Origin of the sequence: Acinetobacter sp. YH18001, from assembly GCF_013416975.1 — a bacterium.
Lineage (GTDB): Bacteria > Pseudomonadota > Gammaproteobacteria > Pseudomonadales > Moraxellaceae > Acinetobacter > Acinetobacter pseudolwoffii.
In genome coordinates, this window is record NZ_VPEU01000034.1 from 1 (window position 1) to 18,606 (window position 18,606).

Here is an 18,606-nt window from a genome sequence, read left to right on the forward strand (position 1 = left end):
AAGGTTCATTCCCTATGTGGTCAATTCTGGCACTCGGTGCTGTTGAACGCGTGATTCATCATATGATTGAGCTGGATGCAATTACCCGCATCCAGCTCAATGCCTTATCCGGTAAAATGCTGCGGGTAGTGAAGAAAAAGAAATACCAAGGTATATTGTCGAATATGCTTTAAATATGACTGCATCAACAATACTCTTTTTAGTAGAAGCGGAAGAAAACTTATAAATAAAAAACCCGCTCTAAAGCGGGTTTTTTGAAAAAACAATTAGTCTTAACCAATCAACTTCTTCATCAACTCATTCACTTGCGCAGGGTTGGCTTTACCCTTAGACGCTTTCATCACTTGACCAACCAGACCGTTGAAAGCTTTTTCTTTACCAGATTTGTACTCTTCAACCATCTTCTCGTTGGCGGCAAGCACTTCCTTAATAATTGCTTCAATCGCGCCTGTATCAGTTTCCTGTTTCAAGCCTTTCTCAGCAATAATTTCGTCCGCAGTTTTACCTTCATCCCACATAAAGCCGAACACTTGTTTCGCGATCTTACCGCTAATGGTGTTATCGACAATACGTGCGATCATGCCGCCAAGTTTTTCCGCAGAAACAGGAGAATCTTGAAGATCTAGGCCTGCTTTGTTGAGCGCCCCTGAGAATTCGCCCATCACCCAGTTTGCAGCAATCTTACCTTGTGCAGCGCCGCCAGCAGCTTTCACGACTTCTTCATAAAACTCTGACATTTCACGAGTAAGCGTTAGAACGTGAGCATCGTACTCAGTCACGCCAAAGTCCGCCACAAAACGCGCACGACGTGCCGCAGGCAGCTCAGGCATGGTGGCTTTGATTGCTTCGATTTGTTCATCCGCAATCACCACAGGCAACAAGTCAGGGTCAGGGAAGTAACGGTAATCGTTGGCTTCTTCTTTTGAACGCATTGAACGCGTTTCCATCTTCACAGGATCGAATAAACGCGTTTCCTGATCAATGGTGCCGTCCCATTCCAGAATTTCCATTTGACGTTCAATTTCAACATTGATCGCTTGTTCAATGAAACGGAATGAGTTCAGGTTTTTCAATTCGCAACGCGTACCGAAGGGTTGACCCGGACGACGTAAAGACACGTTACAGTCACAACGGAACGAACCTTCTGCCATGTTGCCGTCAGAAATGCCCAACCAGCGCACCAGCGTATGAATCGCTTTAATATAAGCAACCGCTTCTTCAACCGAACGCATATCCGGTTCAGATACGATTTCAAGCAGTGGCGTACCGGCACGGTTCAAGTCGATACCGGACATGCCTTCAAACTGGTCATGAATCGATTTACCTGCATCTTCCTCAAGGTGTGCACGGGTTACGCCAATCCGTTTAACCGTGCCATCTTCAAGCTGGATGTCGATATGACCCAAGCCCACAATCGGATTGTCCATCTGGCTAATCTGGTAGCCTTTTGGCGAATCCGGGTAGAAATAGTTTTTACGCGCAAATACGGAGGCCTGATCAATATAGGCATCGATACCCAAACCAAAGCGAATCGCAAGATCCACCACTTCTTTATTCAATACCGGCAATACGCCCGGCATGGCCAAATCTACAAGGCTGGCTTGGGTGTTTGGATCATTACCGAATACAGTCGATGAACCCGAGAAAATTTTGGTATTGGTGGCAAGCTGGGTGTGAATCTCGATACCAATAACGACTTCCCAACCCTCAATCAGGTTAGATTTTGGTTTAGCCGATTTTTGAGCTTGAGCCATTATGCATTCTCCTCAGCAATTGCCGCGCGTTGTGTATGCCAATCGGTTGCTTGCTGGTACTGATGCACCACAGACAACAATTGCGATTCTGACCAGTAATTCCCAATCAACTGTAAGCCAACTGGCAAGTTGTTTTGGTCAAAACCAACAGGCGCATTAATCGCAGGAAGACCTGCCAGGTTCACTGCAAGTGTATAAATATCGCCTAGGTACATTTCAACCGGAGTCAAATCCGCACCAATTTTATAGGCTGTGGTTGGCGCAGATGGCGCAGCAATCACATCGACAGATTCAAAGGCTTTAAGGAAATCTTGCTGGATCAGGCGACGTACTTTTTGTGCTTTCACATAATATGCATCGTAGTAACCCGCGGATAACGCATATGTGCCAATCAGGATACGACGTTGCACTTCTGCACCAAAACCTTCTGAACGTGAACGTTTGTACAAGTCCATCAAGTCCACTGGATTTTCACAGCGGTAGCCATAACGCACACCGTCAAAGCGTTGTAAGTTAGAGGATGCTTCAGCAGGTGCGATCAGGTAGTAAGTCGGAACGTAGCTTTCGGTCATGTTGAGGTCGATCTCAACCAGTGTAGCGCCCAGGTCTTCTAACTTTTTCAATGATTCTTCGACACGTGCTTTAACATCTTCAGCTAGGCCGGCAACATTAAAGTACTGTTTTGGAATACCAATGCGTAAACCTTTGACGGATGTATCATTCAGGTTCGCCACATAGTTATCTACGGTTTGATTCATTGATGTTGAATCTTTGGCATCATGACCGGCCATCACGTTCATCAGGTAGGCACAGTCTTCCGCTGAGCGTGCCATCGGGCCGCCTTGGTCGAGGGATGATGCATAGGCAATCATACCGAAGCGCGACACACGGCCATAGGTCGGTTTAAGTCCAGTCAGGCCACAGAATGACGCAGGTTGACGAATAGAGCCACCGGTGTCAGTACCGGTAGCGAAGGGTGCCAGATCCGCTGCAACAGCTGCTGCTGAACCACCTGAAGAACCGCCAGGAACATGGTTTAAATTCCAAGGGTTAGCCGTTGCGCCGTAATATGAGTTTTCAGAGGTCGAACCCATGGCGAATTCGTCCATGTTCACTTTACCCAAAGTCACCAGGCCCGCAGCTTTGCCTTTCGCGACAACGGTGGCGTCATAAGGAGAGATAAAATTGTCCAGTATTTTAGAACCGGCAGTGGTTTTGATGCCTTGAGTACAGAAAATGTCTTTATGCGCGATTGGTACGCCTGTTAACACATTTGCACCACCTGCCTTACGCAGTGTGTCAGCCGCATCAGCTTCTGCCAATGCCAATTCAGGCGTAACGGTTACATATGATTTTACTTGAGCATCAATTTTTGCAATACGCTTTAAGTAATGTTCAGTCAATTCGCGAGATGAAAACTGGGCATTTGCCAGACCTTCACTGAGTTCACGAATGGATAAGCGATGTAAATCTGTCATGAGAAATAATTCTTTACGTTTAATTTAATAAAAAGAATGAACTGGGTAGTAATTACTCAATCACGCGCGGTACGAGGTATAGACCATCCTGAACAGCAGGTGCAACTGCTTGGTATTGCTCGCGATGATTGCTTTCTGAGACCACATCTTCACGTAGTGGCTGAGGATGGTCGAAAGGGCTCTTCAGCGGTTCAATTCCGTCGGTATTGATGCCTTTCAATGTGTCCATCATGCCTAAAATCTTATTTAAACTTTGAGCATATTCAGCAGATTGCGTATCATTGAGAGATAACCTTGCAAGGTGGGCAATGGCTGAAACTGTTTCTGCACTTAAATCTGCAGAATGCTGTGCATCCGATGTAGACATAATATTACCTAATCAGTATTAAAAAAATTCAAATTATCATGCGTTATGATAAGCGATTGACTTGTCCAAATCATCACATTTAGTTAAAGTTGCCACCTTGCGTCCATATAAAGTTTAATTGAGAACGTCCCCGTGATTCTAAAACGACTAATAGGCTTGTTTTCGCCAGATCTTGCCATTGATTTAGGTACTGCAAATACACTTATTTATGCGCCAGGACGAGGCATTATATTAAATGAACCCACGGTTGTAGCCATCCGTCATAGTGGTTCACATAAAATTGTTGCCGCTGTAGGTCTTGAAGCGAAACAAATGCTAGGTCGTACCCCAGCCAATATCTCAGCAATCCGCCCCATGAAAGATGGGGTGATTGCGGATTTTGAAGTCACTGAAACCATGCTGAATCAGTTCATTCGCAAAGTACATGAAAACCGTCTGTTTACTCCGGCACCGCGTGTGGTGGTGTGTGTACCATGTAAATCGACGCTGGTTGAACGTCGTGCTATTCGTGAAGCGGTATTTAATGCTGGTGCACGTGATGTCCGTTTAATCGAAGAACCGATGGCAGCGGCCATTGGTGCAGGTATGCCAGTTGAGCAGGCCTGTGGTTCAATGGTGGTCGATGTCGGTGGTGGTACCACTGAAATTGCGATCATTTCCCTGCAGGGTTGTGTCTATGCAGATTCTTTACGGATTGGTGGTGATGTCTTTGATGAGCAGATCATTAACTATGTGCGTAAGGCGCATGGCTGTGTGATTGGTGAAACCACGGCAGAAGTGATCAAAAAAGAAGTGGGCATGGCCTTGCCAGATGAAGGTGCTAAACCGCTTGAAATTGAAGTTCGTGGCCGTAATCTTGCAGAAGGTGTACCACGTGCGATTGTGGTTAACTCAGACGAAGTGACTCAAGCCATTTCAGATCCTTTGCAAAACATTGTGTCTGCGGTGAAATCAGCACTAGAACACACACCTCCTGAGCTTTCTTCGGATATTGCTGAACGCGGTATCGTGTTAACCGGTGGTGGTGCATTGCTGCGTAATCTAGACAAGCTGCTGGCCAAAGAAACCGGCCTGCCGGTTGTGGTGGCAGAAGATCCACTCTCATGTGTAACCCGTGGTGGTGGCAAGGTACTCGAATTTTTCGACAATCCAAATCATGACATGTTATTCGTAGGCTAAGAAAAGGATTCGGCGGGTGCAAGCACATCTGTTTTCTCGACAACCGCCATCTTTTCGCTCTTTTATCATTGCATTGGTAACATGCTTGGTGGTGCTTTTCTTTGATTGGCGCATGCCACATGTTGTACAACCTGCAAGGGATGTCCTGTACGCGGCCTATAATCCTATTTATGCTGTGGCCAGTTATCCGGTATTGTCGCGAGAGTGGTTGAATCAACAAACCAAGTCTGAAGTTCAGTTGCGTCGGGAAAATACCGCGATGCAGGCTGAGTTGTTGCAGGCGCAAGTTCGCTTACAAAAAATCTCTGAACTTTCTGCTGAAAATACCCGTTTGCGCGGTCTGCTCGATACACCACTGATCATTGACGGGCGTATTGAAATTGCGGAAGTGATTGGCACCGATGCCGATCCTTTAAGACATATCATTGTGATCAACCGGGGTTCAAATAACGAGCTGAAAGTCGGGCAAACGGTACTGGATGACAAGGGGATTATGGGACAGATTATTAATGTCTATCCGCATAGTAGCAGGGTCATGCTGTTGTCTGATAAAGAACATTCATTGTCAGTGCGTCTGGAACATACCGGAATGCGTGCCATTGTCTCGGGGACGGGTGATCTGGGGCGTTTGAAAATGGAATATGTACCGACCAGTGCCAATATCAAGGTCGGGGAAAAAGTCTATAGTTCAGGCTTGGGCCAACATTTTCCGGCAGGTTATCTGGTGGGGCAGGTGTCCAAAGTACAACGACATAATTCAGGTGAATTTGCCCAGATTGATGTAACGCCAGCCGCGCAGCTGGCCGGTGGTCATCATGTGGTGGTGTTATTTTCCGATTCATTGGCGATGGAGCAACCGCATGTCAATCGCTAAGATGAAATCCAGAAAGCATCGTGATCCCTTATTTGCCATCGTCATTTCGGTGATCGTGGCTTCGATTTTGATGGTCTATCCACTTTCTTATACCCTCTCGGGCTGGCGTCCGCTGTTCATGCTGATGGTGATGCTATTCTGGGTGTTGTGTCAGCCGACCTGGTGTGGGATCTGGTTTGCCTTTGGTACCGGTATTTTTATTGATTTGCTGCTGGACGCACCTTTAGGTCTGAATGCCCTCAGCTTTATTATTATTGCCTTTTTAGCCCGATTCCTGACTCGTGAACGCCGTATCCTGACCTTTAATAATCTCTGGGTGATTACGGGGTTGGCAATTGTTGCGCATTTGCTGATGATCTTTTTTGCCCAGATTGTGGCAGGCGTGCAATTTTCTTTTGCCCGGCACTGGATTCCAATGCTGACCAGTATTCTGGTTTGGCCTGTCCTCTATTATATGTTGAAAAAATGGCGCATATAATTCTCGCTTCCAGCTCACCTCGGCGTTGTGAGTTATTACAGCAGCTCGGACTGAGCTTTGATATCTACAGTCCGGATATCGATGAATCTGTGCGTGAAGGTGAATCCGTCGCGGCTTATGTTGAACGTCTGGCACGAGCCAAGGCTGATGCAGTGGCCGAGCGTTATCCAGATGCAATCATCATTGCTGCGGATACCAGTCTGGGGGTCGATAGTGAGATTTTGGGTAAACCAGAATCCAAGCAACATGCCATTGAAATGTGGACAAAAATCTCCGGTCGGTGGCATGATGTCTATAGCGGTGTCTGTGTTCGTACAAAAGATGAAAAATACAGTATAGTGGTACGTACGCAGGTCGAATTTCAAATCCTGAGTGCCGCAGACATGGAAAGTTACTGGGCCACAGGTGAGCCGCTGGGTAAAGCCGGGGCTTATGCGATTCAAGGAATTGCAGCACGTTATATTCCAAAAATACAAGGCAGCTATTCCAATGTGGTCGGCTTGCCGCTCTATGAAACCGTACAGTTATTACAGACAGTTAAGGCACTAAATTAACTGCTGATAAAAAGAATTTTTATAATGTTTTGAGTGTAATTATGTCTGACGAGTTATTGATTAACGTCACGCCGATGGAATGTCGGGTCGCGTTGATTGAAAACGGCACGGTCAATGAACTGTTTGTCGAGCGTACGGCCAAGCGTGGCTTGGTCGGTAATGTCTATAAAGGCAAAGTGGTACGGGTCTTGCCGGGTATGCAGGCTGCGTTTGTGGATATTGGTCTGTCCAGAACGGCATTTTTGCATATCAATGATATGGTCTGGCCGCGCCAGCAGCCCACCCCAAATGTCTTTGAACTGCTTCAGCCCGGTCAAATCCTCACGGTTCAGGTGATGAAAGATATGCTGGGTACCAAAGGTGCCCGTCTTTCCACGGATTTGTCTATTCCTTCGCGTTATCTGGTGCTGATGCCTTATGGCAATCATATTGGGGTGTCGCAGCGAATTGAATCTGAGGAAGAGCGCAATCGTTTACGTTCGATTATTGAGCGGATTCAGGCCGAGCATAAGCTGCCAGGCTCAGTGATTGTACGTACCGCTGCTGAAGGTATTGAAGAAGCAGCCATTGCCCAAGATATGGCTTATCTGGCCAAGCTTTGGGAATATATCCAGCGTAAGCAGAAGATTATTGCAGTTCCCTCCCTGATTTTTGAAGAATTGCCTTTACCACAACGGATCATTCGTGATCTGGCCAATGAAGAAACTGCAAAAATCTACGTCGATTCACGTGAAATTCACGCCAAGCTGCAAGAGTTTGTCGAAGAATTTGTGCCGAATATGCGAGACCGCTTACTGCACTACCCGGGCGAGCGTCCAATTTTTGACTTATATAATGTTGAAGAAGATCTGCAAAAGGCGTTGCAAACTCGTGTCGCATTGAAATCGGGCGGTTATCTGATGATTGATCAGACCGAAGCGATGGCCACCATTGACGTCAATACCGGCTCTTATGTGGGTGGTCGCTCACTGGAAGACACTGTTTTTAAAACCAATATGGAAGCGACTCAGGTCATTGCACGTCAGTTGCGTCTGCGTAATCTGGGTGGAATTATCATCATTGATTTCATTGATATGCAGGAAGCGCAGCATCGTGAAGAAGTGATGAAACAGTTTGAGCGCATGTTGGAACGTGACCATGCTAAAACCAAGATTACTCAGGTATCTGAACTGGGTCTGGTGGAAATGACCCGAAAACGCACCCGTGAGTCACTGGAACATTTACTCTGTGAATCCTGTCCGACTTGTCAGGGACGTGGTTATGTCAAAACAGCCGAGTCAGTATGTTACGAAATATTCAGAGAAATTCTGCGTTATGCACGTGCTTATGAGTCGCAGAGTGGCTTTACTGTTGTCGCGCATCCCGCTGTAATTGATCGTTTACTAACAGTAGAAGCCCCAGCAGTCGCTGATCTAGAGCATTTCATTAATCGCGTGATTAAGTTCCAAGTAGAAAATCTGTATACGCAAGAGCAATACGATATCATTCTCAGCTGAAATTGTAACAGAATATCGTTAAACACTTGTTACATCTGAAATTTTACATTGGTGCTGTTATTTACAATACTAGATGCATGAATTAGCCAAAGCCGTTTCTCCCAGTTTCAGGCTTAGCAAAAGGAGTGTGTTATGAATATGAGTAAAGCAGTAATTAATAAAGGCCTAAAACACGTATTAGAACCAAAGACTGTACATGCAGGATATATCGTCGATGAGCGCGGTAATGAAGTCCAGATTACCGCCAGCATGATTCGTAATGCCTGCCATCAATTATTACAACAGTGTCGTACCATCAAAAGCTAATGCTACCGATACAGAATCTTGTGCAGATTGAAATAAATTCTAGGCAATCAAAAATGGATGCATCATCCCAAAAATATAAAATAAATTTAAAACGATGTTAAAAAATAAAACCAAGGGGCTCTATGAGCCCCTTAATTATGTGCGCTAGGACTGGCAAAAATGATCAACACTTTTTTCAGTTTATATATTCTATTTATTGATCCGCGGCTAGCTCACCGCCTGTAACTTTGGGACAGGTTCACCATCTACAATTCGTTCAAAACGCTGGATTTCTTCTTCAAGATGCGTCAGCAGGTTCTGCATTTTCGGCAGGGCATTACGGCATGCGGTTAAGCCGACTTCCAGTTTGTCCAGATAGCTGGTCATGGTAATGTTCAAAGCCTGCCCATCTAGTACAATTGAGGCTGGATAAAGCGCTTCGAGACGTGCACCATTCCAATATAGCGGTTCCTGAGGGCCGGGTACATTGGAAATAATCACATTAAATGCCTGGCGCGTTGGCATTAAACCGGATGCAATGTTCAGACCGGCTGCACCATAGACAAAGGCACTATAATTTAAAATCTGATTGGCATTCATGCGTTTAAAACGTTCCTTGGCACTCAGCACACTGCCACGTACAATTTTGAGACGTTCCAGAGGATCTTCTTTATGGGTGCCCAGATTGGCCAGAATCATGGTAATGCGATTGGAAACATCCGAATCATCACTTCGAACCGAGGCCGGAACCATAGCAATTAATGGTTTTTTCGGTAAAGCGTTTTGTGATAGTAAATATTCACGTAGTGCACCTGAACAGATGGCCAGTACCATGTCATTAATCGTGACGCCCAATGCTTTAGAAATATGCCGTAAACGTGAAAATTCAAAGGATTGTGCCGCAAAACGACGCGAAGCACTGACACGTTGGTTCAGAATACAACTTGGTGCCTGAAAACTGGACACATAATCCGGATTGCGCCCCATATCCTTCATAACGGTCTGAGACAGCTCATAAGCGACGCGTGGTGCGCATTCTAGTTGGCCTTTAATGGTTTGCAGGACATTTTTAAAAGCATTGACCTTAGGTGCTTTAAGGCGTTTGGCGCGTGGCCCTTCAACACACCACGGTGGCACAATACTTTTGGCATTCGGATCATGCGACAGCGATTTTTCGACCAGACGCATGCCGGCGATTCCGTCCACCATCGCATGATGGATCTTGAAATACATGGCAAAACGATTACCTTCAATTCCTTCAATAATATGACAGGTCCATAAAGGCTTGGCACGATCAATCAGCGCACTATGTTCTTGTGAAATATAAGTGAGCAATTCACGGATACGACCCGGTTTCGGCAGGGCAATATGACGAAAATGATGATCTAAATCAAATTCTTGGTCTTCATCCCAAAACAGGCCATTTAAATAATTATTAAAAGGTGGAATCGGCGATGATTTGGAGTTTTGAATATCAGTGACGAGATCCTGAATAAAGGAAGCTGGTGCATTTTCGGGAATTTGGAATAAAAATAGCCCACCTACATGCATAGGCTGCTGCCGTTTCTCTAAAGTTAAGAAAATAAAATCAATTGGATGTAATGGACGCATAGCGTAGATTGCCTCACTGCACTTTCTTCAGCTGCTCTGATCCGAACAACCTTGTTAGAATTATTAATATTGACATTACAAAGTATAGCGATTTTGCCACGGAAAGGTACTGATTTTTCTGTAGATGATTGGTTTATGAAAAAACCACCGACGAGTCGATGGTTATGCTAGATCATTTTTGCAAGTTGCCGGCATGCAGACCACATTCTTTATGCGTGGCTTCTTCCCACCACCAGCGGCCTTCACGTTCATGCTGATTCGGCAGCACAGGGCGGGTACAGGGTTCACAGCCGATTGAAACAAAACCTTTTTCATGCAGCGCATTATAAGGCACTTCCATCATGCGGATATAACTCCAGACATCTGCACTGGACCAGTTGGCCAGAGGATTGTATTTGATCAGCTGCTTACCCGGACCGGAAAAACCTGGATCTGCCTGAACCACAGGAATTTCATTGCGTGTACCCGGACTTTGGTCTTTGCGCTGACCAGTAATCCAGCCATCCAGCGTCGCCAGTTTTTTACGTAGCGGTTGAACCTTGCGTATACCGCAACATTCCTGATGGCCATCTTCAAAGAAACTGAATAAACCTTTGGTGGTCACTAAATTTTGTACTGCATCCGTTTCAGGGAAGCAGATTTCAATCTCGATGTTGTAATGCTTACGTACCCGTTCAATAAACTGATAGGTCTCTGCATGTAAACGTCCAGTATCCAGACTGAATACCCGGAATGGTTTACCCAGATGAGAGGCCATATCAATCAATACAACATCTTCGGCCCCAGAAAATGAAATCGCAATTTCACCCTGCTGGCTCAGTGCAAGTGCCAAAATTTCATTAGGCGATTTATCTGCATATTCAGATGCAAGCGCATCAATACGATCAATAGTAGGAATGATGGTCATGAGAGTCCTGGCGATATAGGCTTGGAAAGGACATGGCCTATATTAATTAATTTAACATCTATTTTAATGGAATTAATTTAATTGACTTATCACTAAAAAATAAATACTTATGAAAAAAATAGATTTAAAAAAGTACAGTGCAAAATCTGTTTCTTCAGCTATGATAGTGCAAAATTTTTTCAATACAACTTAGAGGGAATGTTCATGGAAGTCGTATGTCTAGATTTAGAAGGTGTGTTGGTTCCAGAAATCTGGATTAACTTTGCTAAAAAAACCGGTATTAAAGAGCTTGAAGCGACGACTCGTGACATTCCTGACTATGATGTACTGATGACCCAACGTCTGAATATTTTAAAACAGCACGGTTTAGGCTTGAACGATATTCAGGAAGTGATTGCAGAAATGGGGCCTTTCCCAGGAGCAAAAGAATTTGTGAAATGGGTGAGTACGCATTTTCAATTGATTATTCTTTCAGATACGTTCTATGAATTTGCACATCCATTGATGAAGCAACTGGATTGGCCGACAATTTTCTGTCATAAACTGGAAACAGATGAAGCAGGAATGATCTCTGCTTATAAACTTCGTCAGCCGGACCAAAAACGTCAGGCTGTTAAAGCACTGCATGGTTTGAATTTCCGTGTGATTGCGGCAGGGGATTCTTATAACGATACTACAATGTTAGGTGAGGCAGACCATGGTTTCCTGTTTGATGCCCCTGAGAACGTGATTGCTGAATTCCCGCAATTCCCGCCAATTCGTGGTTATGATGCGTTAAAAGAAGCGATTCGTAATGCTTCAGTACGTGATATTCCAGCTTAAATTATTTAAGTAAATAAAAAAGGCGCTTAAAGCGCCTTTTTTATTGAATCTATCAAAAAATTAGAAACGGTAACCGATTTTTAGACCATAGCCGAGTGCATGGTTATCTTCAAAATCGCCAAGTTCGTTCTTACCTGCTTTCGCAGTTGCATCACCTAACCAGAAGTATTTCACACCACCTTGAATGAAATAGTTTTCTGCAGGGCTATATTGCGCGCCTAAGCCTACATTCCAGTAGCCTTCAGTTGGACCTAAAGTAGTGACTGGGTTGCCTGCACCAGAGTCATAACCTACAGAAGTAGAACCTGACCATTTATTATTAAATTTACGGCCAACACCAACATTCGCAGACCATTGGTCATCTGAATAATCAATCAAATTATTGCCTGAAGCATTTTTAAGATATTCAGGGGTTACTGCAAATTGATCCCAATGTACCCAACGTACGTTTGCAAATGCGATGGTATTGGCTGCTACACCGGTTTGAAAGTCTAAGTTTACTGACTGAGGGGTTACCGCATGGACATCAGAAGTCAGTAATGTTGCTACACCACGTGGACTAGAAAATGTTTCGACACTTTTGGCTTTATGATCAATTTCAGAACGATAAGTTACAGCAGCTTTTAATGCAATTTCTGGAATTTGATAAGCAAAACCAGCAAGCCAGCCAAAAGCTTCTTCTTGTTCGATATGGATGTTATAGCCACTCAGGCCACGTTTAGTAGGGTCAGTTGGAGATGCACCATATCCTAAACCACGAAGAGAAATATCGGCTTCTACCGTTTGCCATACCGGACCTGCATAAAAGTTCCAGTTTTCTGTTGGCTGGTACCCAATAAGTGCAGTTATATTATGTGTTTTTACTTCTACAGAAGTTGACTCATTCCCTTGAGAGAAAATAGAAAGAGGACCTACAGCTTGATAGTTTGAATCTGCACCATAAGGCTGATCATAAATCAGGCCTAAAGAAATTTTATCGGTTGCTTGTACTTTAATTGCGGCATTAGCGAAGTAATAAGATTCCGCCATATCATCCGCATTAAGCTGTTTTGATTTTACTTCAGCATCAAGAACAGAAATACCTGCTTCAGCATAGTTACCCGGCTGTAAAAAAGCAGAAATAGATTGGCCAGAACGATCCAAGCCAGCTGCTTGAACTGCAGAAAGAGGTAAAGTGCTAAGTAAAATAGCAGAATAAATTTTATTGAGCTTCATGGTACGTTCCCTGATGCCATCTGTAACAAAAATGTGCTGGAAAAGTAACATAATTTTAAAAAGAGTAAATACTCAGCTCTGTTGAAGAAATGAACTAAAGGGGTTAAGGAAAGAGCTTGCTTAGAGTGTTTATACTAATTTTATTAACTCAAGTATATGAAAAATAGGAAGTTTGATTTATTAAAAATAGTGTAAAAGAACTAAAACTTTATTAATTTTAATTGATGGTAAAATAATCGAATGATATGCAAGTGTATAAAATTAGAGTTAAAAAATAAAAAACCACTCGAAAGTGGTTTTTTATTTTAGGAAAACTTAGAAGCGGTAACCCATTTTTAGACCGTATGCGATTGCATGGTTATCGCTGAAGTCACCAACAATACGGTTATCTTCACCTACTTGGGCAGCAGTTTGTGATTTAGCATCACCTAACCAGAAATATTTTACACCACCGCCAATAAATGTTGCAGGTGTTGGGCTATATTGCACACCTAAGCCTACATTCCAGTAACCTTCAGTTGGACCTAGAGTAGAAACTGGATTACCTGCACCAGAATCCCAACCTACAGATACGTTGCCTGCCCATAGATCATTGAATTTACGACCTACACCAGCAGTGGCTGAAATCTGATCATCGGAATATTCAACTAAATTAAAGCCATTTGGACGATTAACAGCTGCTAATTGCCCTACTGCTTCCGATGCTAAGCCAAACTGATATGGGCGAATAGCAAATTTTGACCACTCTACCCAACGTACATTGGCAAAGGCTACAGTATTAGCCATGATACCAGTTTGGAAATCTAAATTTACAGACTGTGGAGTAGTAATTTTGGTTGTGCCTTGAGTCCCAACAATATCTGCTGGATTAACACCAATCAATGCTAATCCTGCAGCAGCAGAAAGTCTTTCTGTTGTATCTGCTTCATGATCGATTTCAGAGCGATATGTTAAAGATGCTTTTAAAGCAATTTCAGGGATTTGATAAGCAAGACCTGCTAACCAACCAAGATCCCCAGTCTCTTTCATTGTTGCATCATAGCCATTAAAGATACTATAAGCCTGTCCGCGAAGAGACAAATTTCCTTTTACTGTTTGGTAAACTGGACCCGCGTAAATATTCCAGTTTTCAGTTGGTTGGTATCCGAAGAGGAAAGTCAAATTTTGAGTACTAACATCTACTTTAGTATTGCCAACACCTAAAGGAATGTTTTCTAAGGTTTCTGCTAATTGAGCTTGACCCTGAGCAAGAGCACCTGCTTGAACCTGAGGGCGTACAGCTGCTGCCGCTGCATCTACATTCCCTCCCGCTTGAGTAATGATTCCTGCAGCAGTAGCTGCTACTGTTGCATTGTAAGCTGGATTGTCAGGTGTGATGCCTTGTTGTGCCACTAAGCCTTGAGCTGCTAATCCTACTAGTTGCTGACTTGTAAGACTGTTTAAAGTTGTCTCAACCTGTTGTAAGACCAAGTTATCTAGAAGGGCTGGTGGTAAAATTGTATCAGTAGGTTGAGAAACGAATGAATTATTACCTGTATATTCTGCGTCAGCACCAAATGGCTGGTCATATAAAATACCAAATGAGAATTTGCTAGTTGGCTGAAGTTTTAATGCTGCACTTGGAAAATAGTAGTCACCTGCCATATCGTTGATATTACGGCGAGCAGGAGCTTCTCCTGCTTCTTGACCAGATACCGAAGGGTCTAATACAGAAATGCCTGCCTCAAAGTAATTACCTGGTTGTAAAAACGCTGCGATAGATTGTCCCGAACGATCCATTGCAGCAGCAAAAGCACCCGTCATTGGTACAGTTGCGAGAATCATTGCAGTAGTTAATGTTTTTAATTTCATTTACGTCTTTCCTTGAGGTACAAATTTATATCTAGCGTTGTTGTTTGCACTTATTTAATTTTTGGAGACTTCGGTTACTCAACCGCAATCATTTGTTACTCCATGTGTCAAAAATACCACAATTAAAATAAGAGTAAATGCTCTAGAGTGAAAATAAAGCATAAAAAAGCAGCTAAATAGAGTAAAAGATCTAATGATGAGCAGGAAAAACGCTGGTTAATGTGTATTTGGTTATAACTATCATAGGCTTAGGTGATGGAGAGGGAGGGAATAAAAAAATAATAAGTATTTAAATAATTCATTAGATGTTTTGTTAAATAAATCACGTATTTAATAATGCGCGCCCTGCGGGACTCGAACCCACGTCGGTCGCTTAGGAGGCAACTGCTCTATCCAGTTAAGCTAAGGGCGCAAAAAGAAGGATTAATGTACTGCAAACTTAATTGAAAAAAAAGTTATTGCCGCAGCAATAACTTTTTAAGAATATATACTTATATAAACCGATTAAGTATTTTTAGGCTTAAGCAACTTAAACAGAACGAACATGACCACAATCCAAACCGGAATCATTAAAATAGATTCCTGAAAACCCTGAGTCCACATGATGTAGAGAATCGTAATAATGAAACCTAAGACCAGAATATTGCCTGCTGGAGACCATAGTGCTGGGAATGAGGTCTTTTGGCCGAGCTTCTTCATGCTCTGAATGAATTTGAGATGGGTCAGCGTAATCATCGCCCAGTTCAACACTAACGCACCGACCACAATATAAATCAAGTGGCTTAATGCATCTTCAGGAACAAAGTAGTTAAGTAATACACAGCCGAAAATCAGCGCGGCAGAAAACAATACCGCAGCAATCGGAGTACCTTGTTTATTCACTTGCATGAAGACTTTAGGTGCATTTCCTTGCTGAGCCAGACCATATAACATACGGCTATTGGCATACATACCGCTGTTATAGACAGACAGTGCAGCCGTTAAAATAATAAAGTTCAGTAAGTGTGCTGCCCAGCCAATGCCCAGTTGACTGAAAATCATTACAAATGGACTTTTATCCAGACCACCTAGCTCAAGCTGATTCCAGGGCACCAGTGATAACAGAATCGTCAATGCACCCACATAGAAAATCAGGATACGGAACACCACCTGATTAATCGCTTTCGGAATGGTCTTCTCTGGATTTTCAGCTTCTGCTGCTGCCATACCGATCAGTTCAATCCCACCAAAGGCAAACATCAGAAAGGCCAGCATGAAGAACAGACCTTCAAAGCCATTCGGGAAGAAACCACCTGCAGTCCATAAATTACTGAAAGACGCAGTCGAGGAAGCATCTGCAGTCAAGATCAGATATAAACCGAAGACAATCATCGAGATAACCGCCGTCACTTTAATGATTGAAAGCCAGAATTCTGATTCACCGTAGAATTTCACATTGCCGAGGTTGACCAGGGTAATCACGATAAAGAAAAACAGTACCGATGCCCAAGCTGGAATAAAAGGCCACCAATAGTTAATATATTTCGCAACGGCAGTAAGTTCGGTCATGGCCACCAGGATATATAAAATCCAGTAGTTCCAGCCCGCAAGGAAACCGGGGAACTTGCCCCAGTATTTATAAGCAAAATGGCTGAATGAACCTGCGACAGGTTCATGAACAATCATCTCACCCAATTGACGCATGATTAAAAATGCAATCAAGCCACCAATGGCATAGCCCAAAATAATAGAAGGACCCGCAGATTGGATCACCTGTGCGGAACCTAAGAATAAGCCTGTGCCAATTGCACCGCCCATGGCGATCAACTGAATATGACGGTTCTTTAAGCCACGCTGAAGTTGTGAAGACTCGTTATTCAAAGTGTTCAGCCCGACAATGGAAAAAATAAGTATAAAGATTGTAATGGAACAAAGTTCAGAAACCTAGTGCAAGACTTTGAATGAAATATTATTATCAGATTTATAATAAAAAATTATAAAAATAAATTAAATAAAAGATAACTGAATCAATATATTAATTTTATTGACATTGTAACTGATGAGTTTCCTGTTTTTTTGCTCTGATACGAATGCTGATTTTTTATACTTAGGTCGGAGCACTGAACTTCCTTGGCTTTAAAGCGATTATACTCTTCTCATAAGTATTCCATAACTTTTACCAAAACAAAGACAAGTCAAAGGATGAAACAATTCATGAGTTTTGCAGCCCAAATCAAGATTCCTGCAACCTATATGCGTGGAGGCACCAGTAAAGGCGTTTTTTTTAAGCTGGATGATTTGCCCGCAGAAGCACAACAGGCCGGCCGGATTCGTGATCAGCTTCTGCTGCGCGTGATTGGTAGCCCAGATCCTTATGCTAAACAGATCGATGGTATGGGCGGCGCCAGTTCCAGTACCAGCAAGACCGTGATTCTGTCAAAAAGCCAGCAGGCCGATCATGATGTAGATTATTTATTTGGTCAGGTGTCAATTGACCGTCCTTTTGTGGACTGGAGTGGTAATTGCGGTAATCTCACCGCAGCAGTGGGAGCTTTTGCCATTTCTAATGATCTGATTGATAGATCACGTATTCCGGAAAATGGGCTGTGTACAGTCCGCATCTGGCAGGCCAATATTCAAAAAACCATTATTGCGCATGTACCAATGCGAAATGGTCAAGTTCAGGAGTTGGGCGATTTTGAACTGGATGGCGTGACTTTTCCGGCAGCCGAAGTACAGATCGAGTTTTTAGATCCTGCCGATGATGATGGCGAAGGCGGTTCGATGTTTCCGACAGGCAATCTGGTCGATACGCTGGAAGTTCCCAATATTGGCAGTTTTGAAGTCACCATGATTAATGCCGGCATTCCCACCGTGTTTTTGAATGCAGGAGATTTGGGGTATAACGGCACCGAGCTTCAGGATCATATGAATAATGATGCGGCAGCGCTGGCAAAGTTTGAAACCATTCGTGCTTATGCTGCGAAGCAGATGGGATTGATTCAGGACATTAGCGAAGCAGCTAACCGTCAGCACACCCCAAAAATCGCTTTTGTAGCGCCATCCAAAACTTATACCTCATCAAGTGGCAAGGTGGTTGCCGAAGCAGATGCCGATATTCTGGTTCGTGCCTTGTCTATGGGGAAACTGCATCATGCCATGATGGGCACAGCTGCGGTGGCAATTGGTACGGCGGCAGCCATTCCGGGGACTCTGGTGAATCGGGTGGCAGGCGGTGTAGAGCGTGAAGCCGTGCGTTTTGGCCATCCTTCGGGGACTTTAAGAGTAGGCGCACAAGCAAGTCAGGAAAATGGAGAGTGGAAAGTGAAAAAAGCCATCATGAGTCGTAGTGCACGTGTGTTGATGGAAGGTTGGGTACGCGTTCCTGAAGATGTTTTGCTCTAGTTTGATTTACCTACCCATTATTTAGCCTGAGAAAATTACTGTTGTGACCATTACTGGCCAAAATTTTGACTCAGCTATCGTTGGCATGGTAGGAAGTAATAAAAGCTATCAGAGAATACGTTTAAATATCTAAACTTGTTTATATTTAGAGGTAGATATTGTCCAGCCTCATCTTTCCTTTAAAAGTTTAAATGGATTTGTGCAGGTGAAATCCTACTTTGGAAAGACCCAAGGTAGGCAAAGGTCTCTTATTGCCCATACACCACGTCCTGTAGTGATGGGTAATGTGTGGCATCCCTGCCACAGGCACTTGATAAATCCAAGCACTTCAACTCTGGGACAGTAGCGCTG

At 43.6% G+C, this 18,606-nt stretch carries 17 protein-coding genes and 1 tRNA gene; 9 read left to right on the top strand and 9 right to left on the bottom strand.

The genetic code is table 11. The features are described 5' to 3' along the window. Nucleotides 1–154 precede the first annotated feature (154 nt). Nucleotides 155–226, top strand: a complete 72-nt coding sequence (locus tag FTV48_RS15205) for a hypothetical protein (RefSeq protein ID WP_373683531.1) — start codon at nucleotides 155–157, stop codon at nucleotides 224–226. 46 nt (nucleotides 227–272) lie between these two features. Here FTV48_RS15205 and gatB read toward each other — a convergent pair whose 3' ends face one another. The 3 genes from gatB to gatC are packed head-to-tail and all read right to left on the bottom strand — an operon-like array spanning nucleotide 273 to nucleotide 3,599. After that, a complete protein-coding gene (gene gatB / locus FTV48_RS10740) occupies nucleotides 273–1,754 on the bottom strand; it encodes an Asp-tRNA(Asn)/Glu-tRNA(Gln) amidotransferase subunit GatB (RefSeq protein WP_180000276.1) in 1,482 nt (493 codons plus the stop codon). Then, nucleotides 1,754–3,232, bottom strand: a complete 1,479-nt coding sequence (gene gatA, locus FTV48_RS10745; RefSeq protein WP_180000277.1) for an Asp-tRNA(Asn)/Glu-tRNA(Gln) amidotransferase subunit GatA — start codon at nucleotides 3,230–3,232, stop codon at nucleotides 1,754–1,756. Before gatA ends, gatB begins: the two co-directional genes overlap by 1 nt. A gap of 52 nt (nucleotides 3,233–3,284) precedes the next feature. Beyond that, nucleotides 3,285–3,599: an Asp-tRNA(Asn)/Glu-tRNA(Gln) amidotransferase subunit GatC gene (gene gatC / locus FTV48_RS10750; RefSeq protein ID WP_005096170.1), complete on the bottom strand. Its 315-nt coding sequence runs from the start codon at nucleotides 3,597–3,599 to the stop codon at nucleotides 3,285–3,287. Nucleotides 3,600–3,731: 132 nt separating this feature from the next. Here gatC and FTV48_RS10755 point away from each other — a divergent pair, with 132 nt between their 5' ends. From FTV48_RS10755 to FTV48_RS10780, 6 genes are all read left to right on the top strand, one after another. Next, the gene (locus FTV48_RS10755) at nucleotides 3,732–4,778 is read left to right on the top strand and encodes a rod shape-determining protein (RefSeq protein ID WP_004279360.1); all 1,047 of its coding nucleotides are present in this window, start codon (nucleotides 3,732–3,734) and stop codon (nucleotides 4,776–4,778) included. 16 nt (nucleotides 4,779–4,794) lie between these two features. After that, nucleotides 4,795–5,652: a rod shape-determining protein MreC gene (mreC, locus tag FTV48_RS10760; RefSeq protein ID WP_005096172.1), complete on the top strand. Its 858-nt coding sequence runs from the start codon at nucleotides 4,795–4,797 to the stop codon at nucleotides 5,650–5,652. Then, the gene (mreD, locus tag FTV48_RS10765; RefSeq protein WP_005096176.1) at nucleotides 5,639–6,130 is read left to right on the top strand and encodes a rod shape-determining protein MreD; all 492 of its coding nucleotides are present in this window, start codon (nucleotides 5,639–5,641) and stop codon (nucleotides 6,128–6,130) included. The genes mreC and mreD overlap by 14 nt, the downstream gene beginning before the upstream one ends. Continuing rightward, on the top strand, nucleotides 6,118–6,684 hold the full coding sequence (locus FTV48_RS10770) for a Maf-like protein (protein WP_005096178.1): 567 nt from the start codon (nucleotides 6,118–6,120) through the stop codon (nucleotides 6,682–6,684). The genes mreD and FTV48_RS10770 overlap by 13 nt, the downstream gene beginning before the upstream one ends. 41 nt (nucleotides 6,685–6,725) lie before the next feature. Continuing rightward, nucleotides 6,726–8,180, top strand: a complete 1,455-nt coding sequence (gene rng / locus FTV48_RS10775) for a ribonuclease G (protein ID WP_005096179.1) — start codon at nucleotides 6,726–6,728, stop codon at nucleotides 8,178–8,180. A 132-nt stretch (nucleotides 8,181–8,312) separates the two neighbouring features. Further along, entirely contained in the window at nucleotides 8,313–8,486 is a 174-nt protein-coding gene (locus tag FTV48_RS10780; protein WP_005096185.1) for a PA1571 family protein, read from the top strand. A 207-nt stretch (nucleotides 8,487–8,693) separates the two neighbouring features. Here FTV48_RS10780 and FTV48_RS10785 read toward each other — a convergent pair whose 3' ends face one another. Together FTV48_RS10785 and FTV48_RS10790 are read right to left on the bottom strand one after the other, a co-directional pair. Continuing rightward, a complete protein-coding gene (locus tag FTV48_RS10785) occupies nucleotides 8,694–10,076 on the bottom strand; it encodes a wax ester/triacylglycerol synthase family O-acyltransferase (RefSeq protein ID WP_005096186.1) in 1,383 nt (460 codons plus the stop codon). Between the two features lie 172 nt (nucleotides 10,077–10,248). Next, nucleotides 10,249–10,983, bottom strand: a complete 735-nt coding sequence (locus FTV48_RS10790) for a phosphoadenylyl-sulfate reductase (RefSeq protein WP_100328857.1) — start codon at nucleotides 10,981–10,983, stop codon at nucleotides 10,249–10,251. Nucleotides 10,984–11,187: 204 nt separating this feature from the next. Here FTV48_RS10790 and thrH point away from each other — a divergent pair, with 204 nt between their 5' ends. Next, nucleotides 11,188–11,805 (top strand): bifunctional phosphoserine phosphatase/homoserine phosphotransferase ThrH, encoded by a 618-nt coding sequence (thrH, locus tag FTV48_RS10795; RefSeq protein ID WP_004646225.1) that lies wholly within the window; start codon nucleotides 11,188–11,190, stop codon nucleotides 11,803–11,805. Between the two features lie 60 nt (nucleotides 11,806–11,865). On the opposite strand, the gene FTV48_RS10800 is transcribed toward thrH, so the two are convergent. From FTV48_RS10800 to FTV48_RS10815, 4 genes are all read right to left on the bottom strand, one after another. Continuing rightward, the gene (locus FTV48_RS10800; RefSeq protein ID WP_100328856.1) at nucleotides 11,866–13,020 is read right to left on the bottom strand and encodes an OmpP1/FadL family transporter; all 1,155 of its coding nucleotides are present in this window, start codon (nucleotides 13,018–13,020) and stop codon (nucleotides 11,866–11,868) included. 315 nt (nucleotides 13,021–13,335) lie between these two features. Beyond that, nucleotides 13,336–14,871 carry an OmpP1/FadL family transporter gene (locus FTV48_RS10805; protein WP_100328855.1) on the bottom strand — a complete coding sequence of 512 codons (1,536 nt, stop codon included), beginning with the start codon at nucleotides 14,869–14,871 and terminating at the stop codon, nucleotides 13,336–13,338. 339 nt (nucleotides 14,872–15,210) lie between these two features. Beyond that, nucleotides 15,211–15,283: transfer RNA gene (locus tag FTV48_RS10810), tRNA-Arg, on the bottom strand. A 92-nt stretch (nucleotides 15,284–15,375) separates the two neighbouring features. Next, nucleotides 15,376–16,731: an amino acid permease gene (locus FTV48_RS10815; RefSeq protein WP_074383119.1), complete on the bottom strand. Its 1,356-nt coding sequence runs from the start codon at nucleotides 16,729–16,731 to the stop codon at nucleotides 15,376–15,378. A gap of 333 nt (nucleotides 16,732–17,064) precedes the next feature. Between FTV48_RS10815 and prpF the strand changes: the two genes are divergently transcribed. After that, nucleotides 17,065–18,255 carry a 2-methylaconitate cis-trans isomerase PrpF gene (gene prpF, locus FTV48_RS10820; protein ID WP_100534439.1) on the top strand — a complete coding sequence of 397 codons (1,191 nt, stop codon included), beginning with the start codon at nucleotides 17,065–17,067 and terminating at the stop codon, nucleotides 18,253–18,255. Nucleotides 18,256–18,606: the final 351 nt, after the last annotated feature.